A 21,976-nucleotide genomic window follows, 5' to 3' on the forward strand; every position below is an offset into this window, starting at 1 on the left:
GGATATTAGTTTGAGTTTCGAATCGTTTGCCGAATTTATCGACATGGGTGGTCACGGCCTCTATGTCTGGCTGAGTTATGCGATCGCCTTGGTGGTGATAGTGATCAATATAGTCAATCCGTTGATGCAAAAGCGTCAGATTTTTACTGAGCAGGCCCGTCGGCTGCGCAGGGAGAAACAAAACTCATGAACCCTAAACGTAAGCAACGTTTGATCATCGTACTTTTTATTGTATTCGGGGCCGCGACGGCGGTTGGGCTGGTGATGTATGCCCTGAATCAGAATATCAATCTGTTTTATTCCCCTACGGATATTGTTGAACATAAAGCACCTGAAGGTACTCGTATCCGGGCTGGCGGTATGGTGGTTGAAGGTAGTGTTAAACGGGATACCCAGAGTTTGTTAGTGACCTTTGATATGACTGATTATGCCAATAAGGTCACTGTTACGTTTACCGGTATTTTGCCGGATCTTTTCCGTGAGGGGCAGGGTATTGTGGCACAGGGTGAGATGAATAGTGACGGCGTGTTTGAAGCGGTTGAAGTGTTGGCCAAACATGATGAAAACTATATGCCACCTGAAGTGGCTGAAGCGTTAGAGAAGGCCGGTAAGATGCCGGAACAGATGCGCGCTAAGGGAGCCCAGCCACTATGATTCCTGAATTAGGACAATATGCGCTTATTCTGGCGCTCTGTATGTCTGCTCTGCTGGCGGTTGTGCCGATGGTGGGCGCTTCAATTGGCAATACCCTGATGATGAATTATGCTCGGCCTTTGTCGGTGGGGATGTTTTTCTTTTTGGCGATTAGTATTGTTTGTTTAGGCTATTCGTTTGTCGTCGATGATTTTTCCGTGGTGTATGTGGCGACCAACTCAAACACCTTATTACCTTGGTATTTTAAGGTCAGTGCGGTTTGGGGAGGGCATGAAGGCTCTTTGCTACTGTGGGTGTTTATTCTCAGTGGCTGGACGGTCGCGGTAGCATTTAAAAGTAAAAACATGCCGATAGAGATTGTTGCCCGCGTGTTAGCGGTGATGGGGATCGTAGCGGTTGGCTTTACCCTCTTTACCCTGATGACCTCGAGTCCGTTTGATCGTCATTTGCCAACGTTTCCACTTGAAGGTGGCGATCTAAACCCATTGCTGCAAGATATCGGTCTGATTATTCATCCACCAATGCTCTATATGGGTTATGTGGGCTTTTCGGTAGCCTTTGCTTTTGCTATCGCAGCGCTGCTGACAGGTCGTCTCGATTCGGCATGGGCCCGTTGGTCTCGGCCTTGGACTAGCATCGCCTGGGCTTTCCTGACCCTAGGTATCGGTTTGGGCAGCTGGTGGGCTTATTACGAGCTTGGCTGGGGCGGCTGGTGGTTCTGGGACCCTGTCGAAAATGCCTCATTCATGCCTTGGTTAGTGGGTACCGCACTGGTGCACTCACTTGCGGTAACGGAAAAGCGTGGGGTGTTTAAAAGTTGGACAGTGCTGTTGGCTATCTTTGCCTTCTCGCTGAGCCTGCTGGGTACTTTCCTCGTGCGTTCTGGTGTGTTGACCTCGGTGCATGCTTTCGCCTCTGATCCTGATCGCGGTTACTTTATTCTGGCACTATTGGTGATTACCATCGGTGGTTCCCTGATTCTCTATGCCGTTAAAGCGGGTAATGTGAAGAGCGAGTCTAGCTTTTCATTATTATCTCGGGAAACACTGTTGTTGCTGAATAATATTTTACTTGTTGTATCCGCCATGATGGTGCTGTTGGGCACGATCTATCCGTTGATCGTAGATGCGATGGGGTGGGGAAAAATTTCGGTTGGACCGCCGTATTTTAATTCGCTGTTTATACCTTTGATGTTGCTGATCCTTGGCGCGATGGGGGTTGGCGTTGCCGCTCGCTGGCGCGAGACCTCACTGACATATCTGTTGCAACAGCTGTGGTTACCCGCGGTACTGAGCTTAATCGCCGGACTGTTATTTCAATACTTCTATGCTGAGACCTTTAATCTGACGGTCGCCGGTGTAATGACCTTAGTCTTCTGGGTGGTCTTTACCAGCATCAAGGATTTTTGGCGCAAAATAGCCGGCCGCAGTCATCTGAAAAAAGCGTTAACCGGTATGTCTCGCAGCTATATCGGTATGATATTAGCTCATACAGGTATTGCCGTAACGGTTGTTGGCGCGCTGATGGTCAGTGTTTATAACGAAGAGCGTGACCTGCGGATGGCGCCCGGTGATGTACTGAATTTCAGTGAATATCAGTTTGAGTTTTTAGGCGCGCAGAAGAAGCAGGGGCCTAACTATACCGCCGATATGGGGGTTATCCGGGTGCTTTATAAAGGCGATTTTTATGGCGAGCTGAAGCCGGAGAAACGTTTCTATCCTGCCCGAGGCAATGTGATGACCGAAGCGGATATCGATCCAGGTTTGTTCCGCGACCTTTATGTGGCGCTGGGCGAATCTCTAGGGAATGGTGCTTGGGCTGTACGTGTGCAGTACAAGCCCTTTGTTCGCTGGCTCTGGTTGGGTGGCTTGCTGATGACCGCTGGTGGTTTACTGGCAGCGACAGATCCTCGATACCGTAAACAGGCTCGGCGCGAAGCTGCCCGAGCCGCAGCTTGATTAAGTGTTTCAATAGGTATAACGATGCGTCGATTAATTGTTATTTTTCCCCTAGTGCTATTTGTGGCTCTTGGGCTGTTTCTTTGGAATGGTATTGGTAAAAATACCGAAAGCATACCTTCACCACTCATTGGTAAAGCGGTGCCTGAGTTTAGTTTGTCTGATCTGCTGGATGAGCAACAGACCATTACCGCTGCCGACCTGAAGGGACGCCCTGCACTGCTGAATGTTTGGGCAACTTGGTGTCCTACGTGTAAGGCAGAGCATGCTCAGTTAAACCGTATGGTTCAAAATGAAGGGATTACAATCTACGGGGTTAATTATAAGGATGATCGTGAGAAAGCGAAGGTCTGGCTGGATAATTATAGAAATCCCTATGCTCTGAATATCTATGACCCAGAAGGCAAGCTTGGGCTGAATCTAGGGGTTTATGGTGCGCCGGAAACGTTCTTATTGGATGCTCAAGGGGTTATCCGTTACAAACATATCGGCGCTATTGATGAGCGGGTCTGGAATGACTTGCGTGAGCGTATGCAATTGCTGGAGGTTAACTGATGATCCGGCATGCTTTGTTGGTCGTGTTACTTAGCTTTAGTTCGTTAGTGAATGCGGCCATCGATACCTATGAGTTTAAAGATGACGTCACTCGTGAACGATTTCAATCGTTAGCGGCAGAGCTGCGTTGCCCTAAGTGTCAGAATCAGAATATTGCCGATTCTAATTCGCCGATTGCTGAAGATCTGCGTAACGAATTACACCGCATGTTGGAAGAGGGGGCTGACGATCAGCAGGTGATTGATTTTATGGTCGGTCGGTACGGCGAGTTTGTACTGTATCGTCCACGGATGACCGAACAAACGTATTTACTCTGGTATGGTCCCGCAGGTTTGCTGGTGATCGGCCTCGTGGTGGTTTTGTTGGTCAGCGGTAAACGAAAAAAAGCTGAGCCGGGCAAGCCTAAGGCTAATCTGAGTGATACGGAAAAACAAAAGCTCGATGAGATATTGAAACAGGAACAGAATAAATGACGGCGTTATGGTTAGGTATTGCACTGCTTTCACTGCTGGCAGTGGCATTTGTTTTATTTCCGGTTTATCAAGGACGTCGATCCGAAACACAGAGCCAGGTGGATGTTGATCGCCGGGCACTGAATATCTCAATTTATGAGGAGCGCCTCGCCGAGCTTAAAAGTGAGCGCGCTGCGGGTAATCTCGATGAGGAGAACTACGCGCCTCTGAAATTAGAATTAGAGCGTAACCTGTTACAAGATGTGGATGATACGGTTGCCTCCTCGAGTAAACCGTTGTTAGTGACGCAACGGGCGGTTATCACGGCCTTTTTATTGGCGGTGTTGGTACCCGCGATGGGTTTAGCTATTTATAGCGAGCATGGACGTTCCGGTGATCTAGCGGTGGCGATGAATGGACCGGTTGATCCTTTTAATGGTAAAACCCCGACTGTTGAAGAAGCCATTACTGCGTTACAGAATCGTCTTGAGCAGTCACCAGAAAATCCTGAAGGTTGGTATTTACTGGCAAACACCTTTATGAGTATGCAGAATTATGCTGCAGCGGCAGATGGTTATAGCAACGCGCTAAAATACTTGCCGGAAGACGCGCCGCAATATGCCGGTGTTAATGGTCAGTATGCGCAGGCACTGTTTTTTGCTAATAATGGCCAATTGAATGACCAGATTAATGCTGAAGTAGAGAAAACCTTAGCGCTTGATCCTTTTGATGTTACGGCTTTAGGGCTGCTTGGTATTGCGGCTTATGAAGCTGGCGACTATCGAGGGGCGATGGCGTTTTGGCGTAAAGGGCTGCGTAATGCAGCGGGTGATCAAGCCGACTCACTGAAATCCGGGATTCGTTCGGCGCGCGATAAGCTCGTTGCTGCAGGCGAAACCGTTCCTGATATGCCCGAATTGGCTGAGGTTAAGCTACAATTAGCTGTAAGCCTAGATCCTGAGCTGCGAAGCCGGGTAACACCGGACATGACCGTGTTTATTTTTGCTCGCCCAGTAGGTGGAAGGATGCCGTTGGCGGCGAAGCGTTTGACAGTGGCAGATCTGCCGTTGACGGTGGTGTTAGACGATACTACTTCTATGAGTCCCCAAGCTAAGCTTTCCGGGGCTGAAACCGTTGAACTAGTAGCACGGATATCGGCCTCTGGACAGCCGACACCTCAGCCGGGAGATCTCAGTGGGATTATTTCTTCTGTTGCTGTTCATGGACAAGTTGATATATTAGAGCTGTCGATCGATCACATTGTGGAATGATTGACTAAATCTGGCGCAGGAGTATCTCTGCGTTCGGCATATAAATTAGATGAAGGGTAATATCAGGCAATGGAATTAGGATTACGCGAATGGCTGATTATCGGTGGCGTGATAGTTGTTCTCCTGATTGTGTTGGATGGTTGGCGCCGGATGCGCGGCAGCAGTAATCGACTAAAGATGAAGATCGATAAATCATTATCGGACCTTCCCGATTTGCCTGAAGAGTCATCTTTCAATCCCGAACTACCCGGTGGCGGTGCGCGTGTGGTTAACGGCTATGGCGAGCCTCCGAGCGCCCGTCAAGAGCCGGTATTTAGTAATGACCCCCAGCCAGCAGCAGAGCCTGGGTTTAATGATCTTAATCTCTCACCGGTCAGAAAAGCTAAGCCTGATTCAAGCAAGATGGATGCAACGGTTGTCGCTACTAAGGCGCCGGTAAAGTCGCCTGTTAAGCAGTCTGCAGCGGCCAATAATCGTTCATCAAGTGATAATGTCCCTAAGCCAAATACGGCTGCCAAGCCTGTAATGTCACCAACTCAGCCATTAGTGACCAAGCCGGTAGAGCCTGCGTCTGCTTTTGTGCCGGAACAAGATCCACTGTTTGCATCAGCCGATAGCTTTCCTCCACATCATGATGGTCCCTCATTTGATGAAATGGATGAAGGTGTTTCAGCGGTACGTGTAGTCTCTGCTGAAGTACCAGCTAATGCTGATAAAATGCCTGAGCAAACCACGGTTGGGACTACAAGTACTGCGGAGTTTGTTGATAACGCTATTCCTTATACTGAAGTTGACGATGTCGAAGATATTCCGATGGTGCAGCATATTGTTAAGCCAGAGGTTGTCGCTCAATCGATTGAAACCGATGATCAGCCCGACATTGACGATATGTTTGCCCTCGATAATGATCCTGAACTTAATGCCGATAAAGGGCATAAAACTTCAGCGTATGCCGTTGAAGAGGACAATCTGATAGATTCTTTACCCGCTGGTTTCCAACTGAATGCTAGGGATGAAGCTGCAGCGGATGACGATGAACATGAATTTGATTATACCCGTCCGGTGAGTGAGCTGATGCGGCCGAAGCGGGAAGATAATAATCAACTGCAGCAAACCATGATGGATCTGCCAGAACACCCAGAGATATATCAGCGGCGGGTTGACCCGGTTGCAATGGTTGATAAATCGATAGCTAATGCGGCGCCCCGCGATTTTGTAGCTGAAACGCAGCGACCATCAGAGCATTTCTCGGCCATTGATGATGAAGAGCAAACTGAACTGACAGGATTGTTTACGGATGAGCAACCTGATGCTGCGCCAGCGCCTCCAGCAAAACCAATATCTCAGCCGCCAGCGGCTAAAGCCAAAGAAACGGTTGAGCTAGATAATAAGGCTGATCCAGCGATAGGTATTAAAGGCCAATCACTGCAAAAGATCCCTGAAGCCGACAAGGTGTTGGTTATTTCGGTGGTTGCTTCTGAAGGTGAAAGTAGTTTCTCAGGTCGCAATCTGCTGCAAATCTTGTTGGCTTGTGGCATGCGCTATGGTGATATGAAAATTTTCCATCGTTACGAAGATGGGCTCGATAAAGGCGCGATTCAGTTCAGTATGACTAACGCACTTGAGCCGGGCTATTTTGATATCGATACTATGGATAGCATCGAAACCCGAGGTGTCACTTTCTTTATGTCGATGGAAGAACCTCGCGATGTGATGAATGCCTATGAGTGTATGTTGGCGACAGCTTCGGCGGTTGCCAAGAACTTGCACGGCGTACTGCTGGATGAAAACCGTTCGACCATGCGCGATCAGACCAAAGAACATTATCGTGAACGTATTCGCAAATTTGAAATGCGTAAGCTGAAAAAAACGACAACCGCCTGATAGTCCCAGATAAAAGCCGATGAAACCCGATACCTCTATGACGCCGTTGCTTGAGCAACTGCGCGACCAATTACGCCATTACAATTACCAATATTATGTGCTTGATGATCCTCAAGTGCCTGATGCTGAATATGATCGGCTGTTTCAACAACTGAAAAAACTGGAAGATGAACATCCTGAACTGATTACTTCAGACTCACCCACACAACGGGTGGGTGCGGAACCGCTGACTGCCTTTACTCAGGTACGGCATGAGATGCCAATGTTATCGCTGGATAACGCCTTTTCAGCGGAGGATATGCATAGCTTTGAAAAACGACTACGCGATCGTCTCAAGCTGGATGAAGACACTCCGTTGGTGTTTGCTTGTGAGCCAAAGCTTGATGGTATTGCGGTTAGTCTGCTGTATGAAAATGGGCGGTTAGTTCGTGGCGCTACTCGAGGGGATGGCAGTACCGGGGAAGATATCACGCTCAATGTTAGGACCGTTGAATCAATTCCATTACGATTGATGGGCACTGGCTACCCTGAGCGACTCGAAGTGCGCGGTGAGATTTATATGCCGCGCAAGAGTTTTGCTCGACTCAATGAAGAAGCGCTGCAACGAGGGGACAAGCCTTTTGTTAATCCGCGTAATGCGGCGGCGGGTAGCCTGCGTCAGCTCGACCCTAAAATTACCGCACAACGATCACTGGAAATGTGTTGTTACTCGGTGGGCGTAGTCAGTGGTGGCGAACTTCCAAGCAGCCATGAGGCGATTCTACGGAAATTGGCGACCTGGGGCCTGAAAATCAATGCCGAAATGGCGGTGGTGCAAGGTGCAGAAGGCTGTTTGGCGTATTATGAGTCGCTCTCAGAGCGGCGTAATCAGCTTGCTTATGAAATAGATGGGATTGTATTCAAGGTTAATGATATCGCGCTACAGCAGCGCTTAGGGTTCGTCTCAAGGGCGCCTCGCTGGGCCATAGCGCATAAGTTTCCGGCACAGGAAGAGATCACGATTGTGAATGCGATTGAATTTCAGGTGGGCCGGACCGGGGCGATTACACCGGTGGCCCGTTTGGAACCGGTCTTTGTTGGTGGCGTAACCGTGAGTAATGCTACGCTGCACAATATGGATGAGGTGGAGCGACTGGGTGTGAGAGCGGGGGATAGTGTCATTATTCGCCGCGCTGGAGACGTGATTCCGCAGGTTGTTTCGGTGGTCTTAGAGCGCCGCCCGGCTACAACGTTGGCAGTGCAGTTGCCAGAGCGTTGTCCAGTGTGCGATTCTGAAATTATTCGGGTAGAGAGTGAGGCGGTGGCACGTTGTTCGGGAGGTCTGAGCTGCGCCGCGCAGCGTAAAGAAGCGTTAAAGCATTATGTGTCCCGTAAGGCGATGGACATTGATGGGCTGGGTGAAAAGCTGATCGATGGTTTAGTCGAAAAAGAGTTGGTGCATAGCCCCGCAGACCTCTATCGCTTGGGTCACTTACAACTCGCCAGTATGGAGCGGATGGGCGATAAGTCAGCCACTAAGCTATTACAGAGCATTGATAACAGTAAGGCGACGGAACTGGCTCATTTTATCTATGCGTTGGGTATTCGTGAGGTCGGTGAAGCGACTGCGCGAACCTTGGCGATGCAGTTTGGTTCCCTTGAAGCGGTGATGGCGGCCAGCGAAGAAGAACTACAAGCAACACCGGATATTGGGCCGGTGATGGCGCAATATATTGTGAGCTTTTTTCATCAAGTACATAACCGTAAAGTCATTGAAGCGCTACGGGCTGCAGGGGTTCACTGGCAGGATGTTGAGGTGGATCAGAATGCGCAACCCTTAGCCGGGCAAACATGGGTGCTCACTGGCACGCTGGAGCAGATGCCTCGTACTGAAGCTAAAAAACAGTTATTGGCACTGGGGGCAAAAGTGGCCGGTAGCGTATCGAAAAAAACCGATTGTGTGGTGGCTGGCCCAGGCGCGGGTTCCAAGTTACAGAAAGCAGAAGAGCTGAATGTGCCCGTTATGGACGAAACGCAGTTAATGGCGTTACTGGCGGAATACAACGACTAAGAGGGACGACAGATGCATAGGTTGAGGTTTTACAGATCAGTACCCGTATGTTTACTGAGTATTTTGCTTTTGCAAGGCTGTAGTGATATTGCTCAGGTGGTGCCTGAGCGATTTGTAAAACCGGATAATCTCTTTTGTCGTGGATTATATCAGAATAACGATTGGCTCGATGCCGCCGTCGCCACTGAAAACCACTGGGGTCTACCGTTGCACATTGCCTTGGCCGAGCTAAATATGCCAGTGGGTACGCAGGCGAGCGAATATATCAAACCCTCTTATACCGACTGGGAAGAGTATCGTTTGGCGAGTGAAAACTGGGATGCATCGGTGGCCGATATCACCACTGCGCTAGATTTTCTCGGTTGGCATGCGCAGATGGCCAGCCAGCGTAATGATCTGACGATGAACCAAGCAGGTGAGCTTTATATCGCCTCAAGAATCGGCCATGGTGGCTTGCGACGCTTGGAGTATCATCCTGATCAGCTATTACTTGAACAGGCGGATGCTGTTGAGCAACGGGCTACACAATACCGGGAAGATCTTAAGTCATGTCCGCGTATCCGTGAACGTGCCGATAGCTTTTTTCGTTGGCCTTGGTAACGATGATTATTCCGTGGGAACAACTGCAACCCGATACGCTAACTAGCCTGATTAAAGAGTTTGTCACCCGTGATGGTACTGATTATGGTTTTAGCGAAACTTCACTTGATACGCGCATAGAGCAGGTTCGGGCTAAACTGAGAAACGGTGAAGCCGTCGTTTTGTTCAGTCAGAGTACAGGCCTGTGCAATATAGTGGCTCGTGAACGTTTATAGTTGAACGGGGTATTATGATGGATCAGTTAGAACAGATTACTGCCTTAATTGCGTTAACCATGGGTGTCGGCTGGGCGAGTGGTATCAACCTTTACGCCACCATTTTAATGCTTGGCTTAGCGGCGAACATGGGGCATTTTCAGTTGCCTAGTGGATTGGAAATTATTGCTGATCCTATGGTGCTGATGGCTGCTGGCTTTATGTACTGTGTTGAATTTTTTGCTGATAAGATCCCCGGTGTTGATACGGGGTGGGATGCCCTACATACCTTTATTCGTATCCCTGCAGGAGCCGCGTTGGCTGCTGGTGCGATGGGCGATATGAATGAAGCGGTGATTGTCGCCGCCGCCTTAGTCGGTGGCTCATTGTCGGCGACCAGTCACGCTCTTAAAGCGGGTGGACGGGTGATGATCAATACCTCTCCCGAACCGGTTACTAACTGGACGGCCTCTATTACTGAAGACTTAGCCGTCTTTGGTGGCTTATGGGCGGCACTGAACTATCCGATTGCGTTTCTTGTTGGCTTGGTGCTGTTTATTGCATTAGTTATCTGGTTGTTGCCGAAAATCTGGCGTGGGGTACAAAAGGTCTTTGCTTTTTTGGCAGGCTTATTTGGCGGGCAAAAGGATACCATCAATCTCAGCGAAGAAAGCGTGCTACCCCACCGTAAACCTTAATATAGCCGCGTGTTTAACGGCTATCTAACCACTCGTTATTGATGAGCGATTGTAATAAATCCGTGCGGGTGATGATCCCTTTCAGGTTACCGTTTTCATCGACAACTGGAATACAGCTAAGCTGATGTTCGACACAGCTGACAGCTAATTGTCGGATATTCGTGTCCGGTGTCGCAGTGATGACTTGTTTTGAATAGCAGCGATCAATGGTGTCTTCGATACTATGTGGTTGAGCCCCTTGATAGCTAAGATATTGTAACAGTAGCTTTTCGGTGACGATTCCCATCAATCGACCCGTACCGGAGAGCACCAGTAGATGGCTGATGGAATACTGTTTCATTTTGTATAAGGTTGATTGAATTTTACTGCCTTCCAGTACGGTCTGTATCGGGTATGACATGACCAGTGAAGCCGGAATATAGGAGCGCGGCTTGACTAAGTTAGCGTCATCGCCGCCGGTTTGGCTATAAGCAGAGGCCGCTTTGCGAGCATTTCCCTGGATGCTGGGGCTGGTTTCATGATGCTGGGCTTGGTCGACCATCTCTTTTTCATGGTCTCGTTCACCGCCGGCGGGTGCTGTATTTGCTGACGCACCCGTCTGCTCTACGCCGCCAGGCATAAATAATGATTTAACCGGTGTCTTGATACGATAACCCTGATCGTAAATAACCAATGCCATAACGATTCACTACTGCCATAACTGAATGATAAGTACTATATCGCCCGTCTGATCAAATTCTTGATGATGAACCTTGCCGGATTGAGTTTATCGATTAGCTCTTTTTCCAGCGGTAACGGTTCGTTTTCAAGCATCGCAGCGATAAGCTCTCCACTAATAGGACAACTAATAAGCCCTTTAGATCCATGAGCAAGGTTAACAAAGAGTCCCTGATGGTGTTGAGGTGCTGTATCAATTAGGTTTTTTGCATCGTGCCGTAGCCGAGCATAATCCTCTATGAAAGCACTATAGACGGGAGCTGGGCCAACGATCGGCAGTTTGTCGGGTGAGGCACAACGGAAACCGACACGGCCGTTTAAGGTATTTTGGCTATGATATTGCGTCAGTGCTGTGCCGAGGTGGGGAGCCATGTTCGAGATTTTTTCAAGATTATGCTGGTGGCCCGATTCGCGGATATCCATTGCTGCATCTTTAAGATCGAAGGTTGCACCAAAGCAATAGCGGCCCTCTTGAGGGGGTGAAATATAGCCTTCGCTACATAGGACGGTCTTGAGAGCGGGCAAACCCGAGTGTTCATTGGTGATAGATACCTGCCCACGGATATTCTGCACCGGCAGATGGTTAGTTTGCTCGAAAGAGACACTGTCGGCAGCGGAGGCGATAACGGTCACCGCTGCTGATAGTGCTTGTCCATGTTGGGTATAGCAATGCCATTGATGATCATCCCGTACAAGTCGATCGATCTGGGTGTTAGTCATGACCGTGATGTTTGGGTGTTCGCATAACCACTGACACAGCAGTGGTGGCGTCACCCAGCCGGCTTCAGGAAAAAACAAACCACTGTTACTCACAGCGGTGCCCGCAATATCAGACGCTTCCCGCTGCTCGACATAGCGAACCACGGAGTTAGGGTAGTTACCGGACTCAGCCAGTTTCTGATGCTTGGCCTGTTCTTTCTCATGAGCGGCTAGCTGTAATAAACCGCAGGGTGACCAGATATCGCTGCGATTAGCTAGGTTCTGCGTCAGAAAATGACTGCTATAAAGAAAGCCTGATAGATGGATACGGCTGGTTGGGATTGGCTCAATCGGCAGCTTTGCATACAGAGCACCTTGATGATTGCCTGAGCCTTCAGCGGCAATCTGTGAATTCTTATCCACAAGGGTCACTTTCCAGCCACGCTTAGCTAATGAATGGGCCGTTGAGCAGCCCGCGATACCCGCACCGATCACGATAGCGGTTTTCTCACCGCTGTGTTTTAGTGGCAATCGCGCCCATGCAGGGCTTTCCGGCGGAAGTGAATCGGGTTTATCTGCGGTAAAGGTGCCCACGAACATCTCCCGTTTACGACCAAAGCCCGTTACTTTTTTTACCGTAAATCCCACATCTCGCATACCGCGCTTAACTACGCCTGCACAAGTAAAGGTGGAAAAGGTAGTCTCCGGTTTACTGAGACGACCGACCTGCTGAAACAGTTCAGGGCACCACATCTCTGGATTTTTAGCAGGCGTAAAACCATCGAGGAACCAGGCATCTACTTGAGCGTCGAGCTGACGATAACAATCAACCGCATCACCCAACATCAAAGTCAGCGTAATGCGACCGTCATCAAAAAAAAGTTGATGAAATCCCGGCGAAGGCGATGGATACTGGACAATCAGTTGCTCAGAGAACATGCTAAGCTCTGGCCATAGGGCGAGGGCTTTTACCAGATCACTCTTAGTGATGGGATATTTCTCAACACTGATGAAATGTAGCTTGGCGTCAGCCGCGGATTGTTCGTTAAACAGCTTCCAAGCAGCGAGAAAGTTAAGCCCCGTACCGAAGCCCGTTTCGGCAATGGTAAAGGATACCGTCGTTGCAAACCGCTCGGTGAGTTGATTATTATCGAGGAATACATGTTTGGTTTCCGCCAGACCGTCATCGATAGAGAAGTAGATGTCGTCGAAGAGGGCGGATGTGGGTGTGTCGGCTAGCCAATGTAGCTTAGTTGAAGAGAATTTAGGCATGTTGGTCATTATTGGTGATTTTTCTAGGGATTATAATGATTTTGGTGACGCTATTGTATCTCATAAGTAAATCTAGATTTATACTACTTAAAATATAAAAGTTTTAAATGCTATGGTACTAATTTAGTATGGGTGTTTTGTAAATATATAAAAAGTTTAAAGTATGTTTTGTATTATTGGTGTGAGTATAATTAATTTTTGTTAGTTAAGAAGCTTAGGTAGCGATTTTTTATTGTAGGTTTGTGTATGAGGTGCTTAGGCAAAGGTAGCTATGAGTGTAAAGAAGTATACAGCATATAATTTGGTTAGTACGATTATTTCTGTTGTTTTAGCGTTGATTACTATTCCGGTATATATTGATGTGGTTGGTGAGTCTCGTTATGGGGTTTTGGCCGTTGCTTGGCTTATGTTAGGGTATTTTAGCTTGTTTTATTTAGGTTTAGGTCGAGCGGTAGTGCAACGTATAATTGTTTTGGGTAGCGTTGATTATAATTGGTTCAATAGGTGCTTTTGTTGTATTTAAATTTTTGATTTTTTGTAATGATTTTTATTTTTCATCAGAATTAGAATTTAAGACGGAAATAATAAGTTCTATTCCTTGGCTTATGCTAGCTTTGCCTATTACAATGGTTTCTGGCGTTTTAAATGGTTTGTTACAAGGGTGTTCAAGGTTTTTAGAATTGAATGTCATTTCAGTAATAGGTGAACTGGTGCTACTGTTAACACCACTATGTGTGGCTATTAATTGTGGCTCGAATTTTTATTGGTTGATTGTTTCTAATGTCATCTGTCGTTTACTTGTTACAATTTATTTTTAGCGAGAAAGGTCTTGAATATATTTTAGGTAAAACTAGTTTTTAAAAATCACCATTTAAATAGGCAATAAATGTTAATTTTACTGAGTTGCATAAAGATGAATTTATAATGATTTTAGTTGAGAATAATTAAGGTGGAAGTTTCTATTATAGTAATGATTAAATGTAATGGCAGTAAATATTTTGAGGCACAGCTTAATAGCTTTCTCAATCAAAGCTGTTAACCAGATGAGTTGATTATTGCTGATGATTTTTCTGATGATGGTACTGATATTGTTATTTGTGGATTCATGAAAAAGGCTCCTTTTGATGTTGTGTTTTCTCGGAATGAAAAAGGCTCCTTTTGATGTTGTGTTTTCTCGGAATGAAAAAAGATTAGGTTGTTGTGGTAATTTCAATGCGGCTTTGGTGATAACTACAGGAGATGTTTTTTCTTAGTGATCAAGATGATGTTTGGTTTCCAAATAAAATTGAACATATGCTTACTGTTAGTAAAGATAAACCGGGAGCGTTGGCATTAATGAATGATGCATTATTAACTAATTCTAAGTTAACTGAAGTTGAGTTTACTAAAATTTAGAAGATTAAAGCGGCTGGTTTTAATATGGATAGTTTTGTACGGGTTTTTGCTGTGCTGTATGTCGCCAACTTTTGGATATTTTTTGCCTATAAAGTCGGGTTAAAAGCATATGATAATTGGGTTGTAGAGTTAGCTGCGGCCCTAGATGTGAAATTTATCGATGTTACTTATTCTAATATTATAGAAGGCATGAATCGAATGTGTCGTATAGTGAATAGTACCGCCTGTGTTACTAAAATAGCAGATTTTTATAGAGCTAAAGTCGCATTTAATAAAGATGACGTAGTTTTATTGCGTTTTGAACAAGAGCTGCTTTCTTTTTTATGAAAGCTTGGTTGAAACTGTAAATAAGGCCCCTGAAGAATATTATTCTCGAATTTTAGTATTAAAATAAAAAAAATCATTAAATAATATAATAGGTGAGCGAATTGTGATGAAATATTATTTGTAGGTTGGTCTTGGTAGTTTATTTATGGTTTAAAAGTGGCTGTAAATATGTAGATGGGATCGGGTTAGCTATCAGAAGTTTAATTGGTTTATGATTTTTTAGAGGTCGTTGATATGAATTTTTAGTTGTTGCGATTCTTTATGTTTTTATAATATTGAAGTGTGATTTTTTTATTGTTTTTGGAGTGGTTTATGAAAAAAGCATTATATGTTACAAGTAATATGATGTTGAAGAAAGGGGATGGTATAGCAAAGAAAATAATATCACAAAAAAAAGCATTGGTGGGTTTGGGATATTCTGTTGATTTTTCTTGTAAAGAAAAATCGGGTGGTAGTTTAGCTTTATGTGGTTCAGAGGAAAAAATAACATTTGACACTCCTTTGAAATATTCTTATTTTAAATGTTTGGCGAAGATATTAAAAGATAGGTTGTTTGAATATGATCTTGTTTATATTAGAAATCCTCATGGTGGGCTTTATTCATTGTGGATGCTTTATTTTCTGAAGATTGTTCGTAAAAAGTCAAAAAAAATAATACTAGAAATTCCTCATTTTCCTTATGATATTGAAGCTTCTGAAATTAAAACTAAAGTTTCTGTTGCTGCTCATAAATTGATAAGACCCTTTTTGTATAAATATGTAGATACTATCGTTTTTATGGGTGAAAGTATTGATGAAATATGGAATATTCCGGCAATTCAATTACATAATTGTTGCGATGCTGATGAAATTGAAGAGTCATTACCTGGTTCAAGAGAATGGGATGATTTTAATTTCATAGGAGTAGCGAACTTAGCTTATTGGCACGGTTACGATCGACTTATTAATGGTTTATATGATTATTATAAAAATGGAGGAAGAGGAGATATTAAATTTCATATTGTAGGTGATACTGAACCTACTCTTTCTATACTTAAAAGGCTAGTATGCTCTCTTAATATGCAAGAAAAAATTATTTTTCATGGGAGGCTTGATGGAAGTGAGTTGAATTTGTTATTTATAGGAGATGTGGTTGGTGTCGATTCACTTGGACGCCATAGATGTGGAAGTAGTTATAATGATTCATTGAAGTCAAAAGAATATTGTTTCAGAGATATTCCATTTATAAAAAGTCATATGGATGTGTCGTTCGATAATGTGGATTTTGTTTATGATGTGTCTGCTGAAGAGTCAAATGTAGATGTTGATGCTATACAAGTATGGTTGAAAAACTTAAGGTTTAATAAGGGTTGTATACGAAATTTTGCAGAAATTAAGTTTAATTGGGAGTCCCAAATGCAGAAGTTTTTAGATGATTTGTCTTGATTTATAAAATTATTTTTGGTGTTTAGTGTTATGTTTCTGTGAATTTTTTTAATGATTTTTAGTTGCTTATTCTTGTTTTTTTTGTGCGTGCATTAAGGGAATCGTTATGTATAAGGTGATTGCAATTATTATTACGTTTAACCCTGATGTAAAGGAGGTGGTGGGTTTAATAAAATCTACAGAGCCGCAGGTTGATCGTATTTTTGTTGTAGACAATGGGTCTGATGACTCTACTATAAATGCTATCCGTAATGTGTTGTCTGGTGATAGTTTAGTTTTAGAAAATAATACTAATGTAGGTGTTTCGGTTGCGCTAAATAAAGGGATTCTGGAAGCTAAAAAAGTTAATGCAAGTCATGTTGTTTTTTTTGATCATGATAGCTTACCTTCAAAAAATATGATTTCAATATTGCTTTCTACAATAGAAATAAAAAATAAAGAAGGTGTAAAGGTTGGAGCAGTTGGGCCAAAGTATATTGATGTTAAAGGTACCAGTCTATCACCATTTGTTGTTTTGGATGGTGTGTGTTTAAAAAGGGTAGAATGTACGATAGATGAAATAGTTAATGTTGATTTTTTGATCACTTCAGGAAGCTTAATAAGTATGGATGTATTTAGGGTTGTTGGGATGATGGATGAAAGTCTTTTTATTGATTATGTAGATACAGAGTGGTGTCTACGTGCGCTTAATAAGGGGTATTCGTTTTATGGTGTTGGTTCCGCTGTTATGCATCATGACCTAGGAGATGAGTTTGTTAATGTTTTTGGCCGTACAGTGTGTGTTCGTAGTCCTATTCGAAATTATTATATAATTAGAAACGGAGTTTGGCTTCTATTTCAGTCGTGGGTTCCTTTTCGTTGGAAATTCATGGATTTTTTTAGAATATTGGGTATTTATTTTGTACACTCCTTGTTGGTTGGTGAGAGATTTAATAATTTTAAAATGATGACTAAAGGTCTTTTTCATGGTTTTTTAAGAAAAATGGGTAAATATGAAGGTTGATATTTAAATACTATTGAATTTGTAAAAGGCAAGATTTATTATGTCTAAGTCCATAAAGTGTGCGATTTTATTAGCTGCCTATAATGGTCTTGACTACATTAAAGAACAGGTTGAGTCAGTTGCTACTCAAGTTGATGTTAAAGCTATGATATTTATCAGTGTTGACTTGTCGCAGGATGAAACTTATCAATGGTGTCGTCAGCTAGAAAATGAAAGAAATAATGTCGTGGTTCTGCCCTATGGCGAAAAGTTTGGTGGAGCTGGAAAGAATTTTTTTAGGCTATTTAGAGATGTAGATTTTAAGGAATTTGATTATATTGCTTTGTCTGATCAGGATGATATCTGGTATCCAGATAAACTCTCTAGAGCAATCCAAAGTATAAAGTCAAATAATGTCGACGCCTATTCAAGTAATGTTGTCGCTTTCTGGGCTGACGGTCGACGTCGATTAATTGATAAAGCACAACCTCAGCGAAAACTTGATTACTTTTTTGAAGCCGCTGGGCCTGGCTGTACATATGTTATGAATCAAAAGCTTGCAGTTGATTTTCAAAATTTCTTACGTAAAACCCCTGCGACTAACAATGTGATTTTACATGATTGGCTACTGTATGCTTTTGCTCGATCTCAAGGATATTCGTGGCTCATCGATTCTGTGCCTTGTCTGGATTACAGGCAGCATGAAAATAATCAGGTGGGCGTCAATACAACATTTTCCTCTTTCTTTAAGCGCGCTAAATATGTTTTTTTTGATGGTGTTACTCAAGTCAATCAACTGATAGATATTTTGCCTTCAAATGCCGAATTTACAAAATATAATCTATTTTCCCGAAGAGATGTTTTCTGTTTGTTGTTGCAAAGTAATGAACTTCGTCGAAAACCTGTTGAACGCTTATATGTTGTTATGGTGTTATTGATAACTCTTATTCTTGGAGTAAGGAAGACATGAAGCTTTTAGTCACCGGTGCTACTGGCTTTCTTGGCTCAAATTTGGTATTTCGTTTGTCAGCTTTGGGTTGTGATGTTGTCATTTCTTCACGGGGTAGTACAGCGTCAGTTTCTTTTGGTGGCTCGGTGGTTAATGTCGGTAATATGGATGCGAATACTGATTGGCAAGCAGCGGTTCAGAATGTTGATGCTGTTATACATACCGCGGCTATTGCGCATGTGATCAACGAGAATAATGCTAATTCGATTGAGCATTACAGTGATGTGAATGCCAAGGGTACACTTAACTTGGCTCGTCAAGCGGCATCCGCCGGTGTTAAACGATTTATTTTTATCAGTACCGTAAAGGTGCTAGGTGAGTCTACTGCTGTCGACAAGCCTTTTAAGGCCAATGATCAGTTTAACCCTATAGGGCCCTATGCTAGGTCAAAATGGCTTGCTGAATTAGGTTTGATGCAGTTAGGGGCAGACACTAATATGGAGGTGGTCATCATTCGTCCACCCTTAGTGTATGGCCCCGGTGTTAAGGCTAATTTTTTGAGGATGATCCAGTTAGTAGAAAAAGGTATCCCGCTGCCGCTTGGTGCTATCAATAATAAACGTTCATTCGTGGCGCTTGATAATTTGGTTGATTTGATTATTACTTGTATTGATCACCCCGCAGCCGCTAATGAGGTGTTTTTGGCTGGTGACGGTGAAGATCTGTCGACATCTGAGCTTTTGCGAGGAATAGCTGTCGCCATGGGTAAGCCTAGTCGGCTTTTTCCTGTGCCAGAGAGTTGGTTGCGTTTTGCTGCTAGGCTATTAGGAAAAAAAGACATTGCGGATCGCTTGTTAGATTCTTTGCAGGTAGATATCAGTAAAACCCGTGATATGCTTGGATGGAGTCCTCCAATTTCAGTGGAAGAGGGGCTTCGGCGGTGTTTTGATACGGGGCGTGATAAGTGATTCGTTTTTTTGATATTGTTTTTGCGTTGATAGGGTTAACTTTTGGACTTCCATTACTGTTGGGGTTAATGTTGGTTGGTTTCTTTGATACAGGCTCACCAATTTTTTGCCAGCAGCGTGTCGGGCGCTATAAACAGCCTTTTACTCTTTTCAAGTTTAGGACTATGCAAACGAATACAGCCTCAGTTGCAACGCATCTTGCGGACAGAGCCTCTATTACCCGCTTTGGTCATTTTTTACGACGTACCAAACTTGATGAATTACCTCAACTGTGGAATGTGCTGGTCGGAGATATGAGTTTGGTAGGGCCTAGGCCCGGATTGTTTAATCAGGATGTGTTAACAGAAGCACGGGATAAGTTGGGTATCTATAATGTTCGGCCCGGTGTAACTGGGCTTGCTCAAGTTAATGAAATTGATATGTCGACCCCTGAGCGCTTGGCTGAATGGGATGCTCGTATGATTAAGACGTTATCATTGAAGGATTATTTTCGTTATCTCTTGCTGACGTTGTTAGGGCAAGGCTCGGGTGATCGCGTCCGATGATTTCACAATTTAGGGATTAATTGTGTTGCAACTATTACTCAATTCTACGCGAAAGCAAAAAAAAGCCGTTTTTGTTTTATTTGATTTATTAGTTTTACCTATTTGCTGCTGGTTCAGTTATGCGCTGCGTTATGGCGACTGGACCGCTGTTAATTTCGTGCACTGGCCTGCGTACCTTCTAGCGCCAGTTATTGCGATTCCCATTTTCATTAAGATGGGTATGTATCGGGCCATCATTCGTTACATTGGTTATCGTGCCCAGTGGACGGTTATTAAGGCTGTGTCGTTATCGGTGCTGGTTTGGGCTGTTGGCGTTTATATGATGGCGCTGGAATATAATACCCCTCGATCGGTTATTTTAATCTTCTGTTTGGTCGCAGTATTAGTGATTGGCGGTAGTCGAATGTTTGCCCGCTGGGTTATTCTTCACCAATTTCCGGGTGGCGATAGTAAAGCGCAGCAACATGCGGATCGTGTACTGATTTATGGCGCTGGTTCTGCGGGTAGGCAGCTGGCGACAGCCTTGGGTGAGTCGGGTGAGTTTTCAGCGATCGCTTTTATTGATGATGATCCAACCCTTAATGGCATGGATATTAATGATTTAAGGGTTTATGGTCCGACCGATATTGCTGGGCTTATTGAGCGCTATGATATTGATTCGGTTTTGTTAGCGATTCCTTCGGTGTCCCGTTTTCGCCGGAAAGCGATTGTTGATTCGTTAAGTGTTTTTCAACTGAGGGTGCTAACCCTGCCGGCTTTGTCTGATATTGCTGGTGGCAAGGTGAGCATGAGTGATGTTCGTGAGGTTGATATAGCCGATCTCCTAGGACGTGAAGAAGTGCAACCCGATAAGGCGTTACTCGATGCCTGTATTCTAGGCCGGAGTGTTATGGTAACAGGGGCTGGCGGGTCTATTGGTTCAGAACTTTGTCGTCAGATTATTAATCAGCGACCCTCTACTTTAATTCTCTATGAGCAATCAGAGTTTGCGCTTTATTGTATCGAGCAAGAGTTGCAGAAGTTTTTGTCTAATCTGGATGGCGAGAAATCGATTAAACTGGTACCGGTGTTAGGTTCGGTGCTTGACTTGGCTTACCTCAAACGGGTGATTCGCCAATACGCTGTTAACACTATTTATCATGCCGCCGCTTATAAGCATGTGCCGTTAGTCGAGGCTAACGTGGTGGCCGGTGTACGTAACAATCTGATAGGTACCTGGAACGCTGCAGAGTCGGCGATTTCTTGTGGTGTTGATAACTTTGTGTTGATTTCTACCGATAAAGCGGTGCGGCCAACGAATGTGATGGGGGCCAGTAAGCGTTTTGCTGAGCTGGTCTTGCAGGCGTTGAGCAAACGAGAGCAAGGTTGTGGCGTGCGTTTTGCGATGGTGCGATTCGGTAATGTCTTAGGGTCTTCAGGCTCGGTGATTCCGCTGTTTCGCCAGCAGATTAGTGAGGGTGGGCCGGTAACGGTGACTCACCCGGAGATTACCCGTTATTTTATGACGATACCTGAAGCCTCCTCTTTGGTGATACAGGCGGGCTCAATGGGCGCTTCCGGTGATGTGTTTGTCTTAGATATGGGTAAGCCAGTCAAGATAAAAAATCTCGCTAAGCAGATGATTAATCTGGCGGGTTTATCTGTGAAAGATATGCACAATCCGGATGGTGATATTGAAATTATTTATACTGGGCTGCGTGACGGCGAGAAACTCTATGAAGAGTTATTAATCGGGGATGATGTGCAAGCAACCGAGCATCCCATGATTATGCGGGCGGAAGAAGCGATGCTTGAATGGTCCGAGCTTAAGCCAATACTCGTCAACATGATGGACTCTCTAGATCATTACGATTACTTCAAAGTCCGTCAGCTTCTGCTGGAAGCTGTCAGTGGTTATGATCCGCAACACGCAATAGTCGACCCTATGCATTCCTCTATAGCATCAGATAGTTCGGTCTTAAACTCATAGAATGCTGTTAAGCCTAATCCGCCATTTATATGTTGCAGTACTTAAATACCGGGTTTGCAGTTTGTTGTTATCCGATGAAAAGTTTAACTTTATATGACTAAAGCCTTTGTTTACTGGGGTAGAAATCGCGACAACGCTTCGCTCGCTACAGGTTATTGTGCGTGCAGTATGAGTTAGGCTTTTTAATTTAATAATAGGAATAAGGCGGCTTTACAGAACTTGTACCTGCGACCGATACATCTCTATTAGAGAGTTGAGTCGAGCTTTTTCTATTGAATATTTATGGGAGGTGGTGGGCCTTGCAGGGCTTGAGCCTGCGACCGATACATCTCTATTAGAGAGTTGAGTCGAGCTCTTTCCATTGAGTATTCGTAGAAGGTGGTGGGCCTTGCAGGACTTGAACCTGCGACCG

21 protein-coding genes are annotated in these 21,976 nt (G+C 44.6%); 19 read left to right on the forward strand and 2 right to left on the reverse strand.

Going from position 1 to position 21,976, the window contains the following annotated elements; all coding sequences use genetic code 11:
- Window positions 1-10: 10 nt before the first annotated feature.
- The 11 genes from ccmD to ACN0T0_RS04835 all read left to right on the forward strand — a co-directional run bounded on the left by ccmD (window position 11) and on the right by ACN0T0_RS04835 (window position 10,316).
- On the forward strand, window positions 11-190 hold the full coding sequence (gene ccmD / locus ACN0T0_RS04785; protein WP_417223824.1) for a heme exporter protein CcmD: 180 nt from the start codon (window positions 11-13) through the stop codon (window positions 188-190).
- Window positions 187-654, forward strand: a complete 468-nt coding sequence (gene ccmE, locus ACN0T0_RS04790) for a cytochrome c maturation protein CcmE (protein WP_417223825.1) — start codon at window positions 187-189, stop codon at window positions 652-654. Before ccmD ends, ccmE begins: the two co-directional genes overlap by 4 nt.
- Window positions 651-2,612 carry a heme lyase CcmF/NrfE family subunit gene (locus ACN0T0_RS04795; RefSeq protein WP_417223827.1) on the forward strand — a complete coding sequence of 654 codons (1,962 nt, stop codon included), beginning with the start codon at window positions 651-653 and terminating at the stop codon, window positions 2,610-2,612. The genes ccmE and ACN0T0_RS04795 overlap by 4 nt, the downstream gene beginning before the upstream one ends.
- 24 nt (window positions 2,613-2,636) lie before the next feature.
- The gene (locus ACN0T0_RS04800; protein WP_417223829.1) at window positions 2,637-3,167 is read left to right on the forward strand and encodes a DsbE family thiol:disulfide interchange protein; all 531 of its coding nucleotides are present in this window, start codon (window positions 2,637-2,639) and stop codon (window positions 3,165-3,167) included.
- Window positions 3,167-3,640, forward strand: a complete 474-nt coding sequence (locus tag ACN0T0_RS04805) for a cytochrome c-type biogenesis protein (protein ID WP_417223831.1) — start codon at window positions 3,167-3,169, stop codon at window positions 3,638-3,640. The genes ACN0T0_RS04800 and ACN0T0_RS04805 overlap by 1 nt, the downstream gene beginning before the upstream one ends.
- Complete coding sequence (gene ccmI / locus ACN0T0_RS04810) at window positions 3,637-4,890, forward strand: c-type cytochrome biogenesis protein CcmI (protein WP_417223832.1); 1,254 nt, start codon at window positions 3,637-3,639, stop codon at window positions 4,888-4,890. Before ACN0T0_RS04805 ends, ccmI begins: the two co-directional genes overlap by 4 nt.
- A 69-nt stretch (window positions 4,891-4,959) precedes the next feature.
- A complete protein-coding gene (zipA, locus tag ACN0T0_RS04815; RefSeq protein ID WP_417223834.1) occupies window positions 4,960-6,774 on the forward strand; it encodes a cell division protein ZipA in 1,815 nt (604 codons plus the stop codon).
- Window positions 6,775-6,793: 19 nt separating this feature from the next.
- Complete coding sequence (gene ligA, locus ACN0T0_RS04820; RefSeq protein ID WP_417223835.1) at window positions 6,794-8,824, forward strand: NAD-dependent DNA ligase LigA; 2,031 nt, start codon at window positions 6,794-6,796, stop codon at window positions 8,822-8,824.
- A gap of 69 nt (window positions 8,825-8,893) precedes the next feature.
- The gene (locus ACN0T0_RS04825) at window positions 8,894-9,424 is read left to right on the forward strand and encodes a hypothetical protein (protein WP_417223836.1); all 531 of its coding nucleotides are present in this window, start codon (window positions 8,894-8,896) and stop codon (window positions 9,422-9,424) included.
- A gap of 2 nt (window positions 9,425-9,426) precedes the next feature.
- Window positions 9,427-9,639 carry a YheU family protein gene (locus tag ACN0T0_RS04830; RefSeq protein WP_417223838.1) on the forward strand — a complete coding sequence of 71 codons (213 nt, stop codon included), beginning with the start codon at window positions 9,427-9,429 and terminating at the stop codon, window positions 9,637-9,639.
- A 17-nt stretch (window positions 9,640-9,656) separates the two neighbouring features.
- Window positions 9,657-10,316, forward strand: a complete 660-nt coding sequence (locus ACN0T0_RS04835; protein WP_417223840.1) for a DUF4126 domain-containing protein — start codon at window positions 9,657-9,659, stop codon at window positions 10,314-10,316.
- Between the two features lie 13 nt (window positions 10,317-10,329).
- On the opposite strand, the gene ACN0T0_RS04840 is transcribed toward ACN0T0_RS04835, so the two are convergent.
- Window positions 10,330-10,995 (reverse strand): HPP family protein, encoded by a 666-nt coding sequence (locus tag ACN0T0_RS04840; RefSeq protein ID WP_417223841.1) that lies wholly within the window; start codon window positions 10,993-10,995, stop codon window positions 10,330-10,332.
- A gap of 35 nt (window positions 10,996-11,030) precedes the next feature.
- Window positions 11,031-13,004 (reverse strand): bifunctional tRNA (5-methylaminomethyl-2-thiouridine)(34)-methyltransferase MnmD/FAD-dependent 5-carboxymethylaminomethyl-2-thiouridine(34) oxidoreductase MnmC, encoded by a 1,974-nt coding sequence (gene mnmC, locus ACN0T0_RS04845; RefSeq protein ID WP_417223843.1) that lies wholly within the window; start codon window positions 13,002-13,004, stop codon window positions 11,031-11,033.
- 271 nt (window positions 13,005-13,275) lie between these two features.
- On the opposite strand from mnmC, the gene ACN0T0_RS04850 reads away from it, so the two are divergent.
- The 8 genes from ACN0T0_RS04850 to ACN0T0_RS04885 all read left to right on the forward strand — a co-directional run bounded on the left by ACN0T0_RS04850 (window position 13,276) and on the right by ACN0T0_RS04885 (window position 21,564).
- Entirely contained in the window at window positions 13,276-13,527 is a 252-nt protein-coding gene (locus ACN0T0_RS04850) for a hypothetical protein (RefSeq protein WP_417223844.1), read from the forward strand.
- A gap of 896 nt (window positions 13,528-14,423) precedes the next feature.
- The gene (locus ACN0T0_RS04855) at window positions 14,424-14,726 is read left to right on the forward strand and encodes a hypothetical protein (RefSeq protein ID WP_417223846.1); all 303 of its coding nucleotides are present in this window, start codon (window positions 14,424-14,426) and stop codon (window positions 14,724-14,726) included.
- A 312-nt stretch (window positions 14,727-15,038) separates the two neighbouring features.
- Window positions 15,039-16,151, forward strand: coding sequence for a hypothetical protein (locus ACN0T0_RS04860; RefSeq protein ID WP_417223847.1), 1,113 nt, complete (start codon window positions 15,039-15,041; stop codon window positions 16,149-16,151).
- Window positions 16,152-16,257: 106 nt separating this feature from the next.
- Window positions 16,258-17,154 (forward strand): glycosyltransferase family 2 protein, encoded by an 897-nt coding sequence (locus tag ACN0T0_RS04865; RefSeq protein WP_417223849.1) that lies wholly within the window; start codon window positions 16,258-16,260, stop codon window positions 17,152-17,154.
- A gap of 40 nt (window positions 17,155-17,194) precedes the next feature.
- Complete coding sequence (locus tag ACN0T0_RS04870; RefSeq protein WP_417223851.1) at window positions 17,195-18,103, forward strand: glycosyltransferase; 909 nt, start codon at window positions 17,195-17,197, stop codon at window positions 18,101-18,103.
- Entirely contained in the window at window positions 18,100-19,050 is a 951-nt protein-coding gene (locus tag ACN0T0_RS04875) for a UDP-glucose 4-epimerase family protein (RefSeq protein WP_417223853.1), read from the forward strand. The genes ACN0T0_RS04870 and ACN0T0_RS04875 overlap by 4 nt, the downstream gene beginning before the upstream one ends.
- Entirely contained in the window at window positions 19,047-19,595 is a 549-nt protein-coding gene (locus ACN0T0_RS04880; RefSeq protein WP_417223855.1) for a sugar transferase, read from the forward strand. The genes ACN0T0_RS04875 and ACN0T0_RS04880 overlap by 4 nt, the downstream gene beginning before the upstream one ends.
- Before the next feature lie 220 nt (window positions 19,596-19,815).
- On the forward strand, window positions 19,816-21,564 hold the full coding sequence (locus ACN0T0_RS04885) for a polysaccharide biosynthesis protein (protein WP_417223857.1): 1,749 nt from the start codon (window positions 19,816-19,818) through the stop codon (window positions 21,562-21,564).
- The last annotated feature ends 412 nt before the right edge of the window (window positions 21,565-21,976 follow it).

The sequence above is a fragment of the Amphritea sp. genome (genome assembly GCF_048266285.1).
Classification (GTDB): Bacteria; Pseudomonadota; Gammaproteobacteria; order Pseudomonadales; family Balneatricaceae; genus Amphritea.

Coding starts and splice junctions, on each gene's coding strand:
- ccmE (WP_417223825.1), top strand. CDS start 187: ATGAACCCTAAACGTAAGCAACGTTTGATCATCGTACTTTTTATTGTA.
- ACN0T0_RS04795 (WP_417223827.1), top strand. CDS start 651: ATGATTCCTGAATTAGGACAATATGCGCTTATTCTGGCGCTCTGTATG.
- ACN0T0_RS04800 (WP_417223829.1), top strand. CDS start 2,637: ATGCGTCGATTAATTGTTATTTTTCCCCTAGTGCTATTTGTGGCTCTT.
- ACN0T0_RS04805 (WP_417223831.1), top strand. CDS start 3,167: ATGATCCGGCATGCTTTGTTGGTCGTGTTACTTAGCTTTAGTTCGTTA.
- ccmI (WP_417223832.1), top strand. CDS start 3,637: ATGACGGCGTTATGGTTAGGTATTGCACTGCTTTCACTGCTGGCAGTG.
- zipA (WP_417223834.1), top strand. CDS start 4,960: ATGGAATTAGGATTACGCGAATGGCTGATTATCGGTGGCGTGATAGTT.
- ligA (WP_417223835.1), top strand. CDS start 6,794: ATGAAACCCGATACCTCTATGACGCCGTTGCTTGAGCAACTGCGCGAC.
- ACN0T0_RS04830 (WP_417223838.1), top strand. CDS start 9,427: ATGATTATTCCGTGGGAACAACTGCAACCCGATACGCTAACTAGCCTG.
- ACN0T0_RS04835 (WP_417223840.1), top strand. CDS start 9,657: ATGGATCAGTTAGAACAGATTACTGCCTTAATTGCGTTAACCATGGGT.
- ACN0T0_RS04840 (WP_417223841.1), bottom strand. CDS start 10,995: ATGGCATTGGTTATTTACGATCAGGGTTATCGTATCAAGACACCGGTT.
- mnmC (WP_417223843.1), bottom strand. CDS start 13,004: ATGCCTAAATTCTCTTCAACTAAGCTACATTGGCTAGCCGACACACCC.
- ACN0T0_RS04850 (WP_417223844.1), top strand. CDS start 13,276: ATGAGTGTAAAGAAGTATACAGCATATAATTTGGTTAGTACGATTATT.
- ACN0T0_RS04855 (WP_417223846.1), top strand. CDS start 14,424: ATGGATAGTTTTGTACGGGTTTTTGCTGTGCTGTATGTCGCCAACTTT.
- ACN0T0_RS04860 (WP_417223847.1), top strand. CDS start 15,039: ATGAAAAAAGCATTATATGTTACAAGTAATATGATGTTGAAGAAAGGG.
- ACN0T0_RS04865 (WP_417223849.1), top strand. CDS start 16,258: ATGTATAAGGTGATTGCAATTATTATTACGTTTAACCCTGATGTAAAG.
- ACN0T0_RS04870 (WP_417223851.1), top strand. CDS start 17,195: ATGTCTAAGTCCATAAAGTGTGCGATTTTATTAGCTGCCTATAATGGT.
- ACN0T0_RS04875 (WP_417223853.1), top strand. CDS start 18,100: ATGAAGCTTTTAGTCACCGGTGCTACTGGCTTTCTTGGCTCAAATTTG.
- ACN0T0_RS04885 (WP_417223857.1), top strand. CDS start 19,816: ATGTATCGGGCCATCATTCGTTACATTGGTTATCGTGCCCAGTGGACG.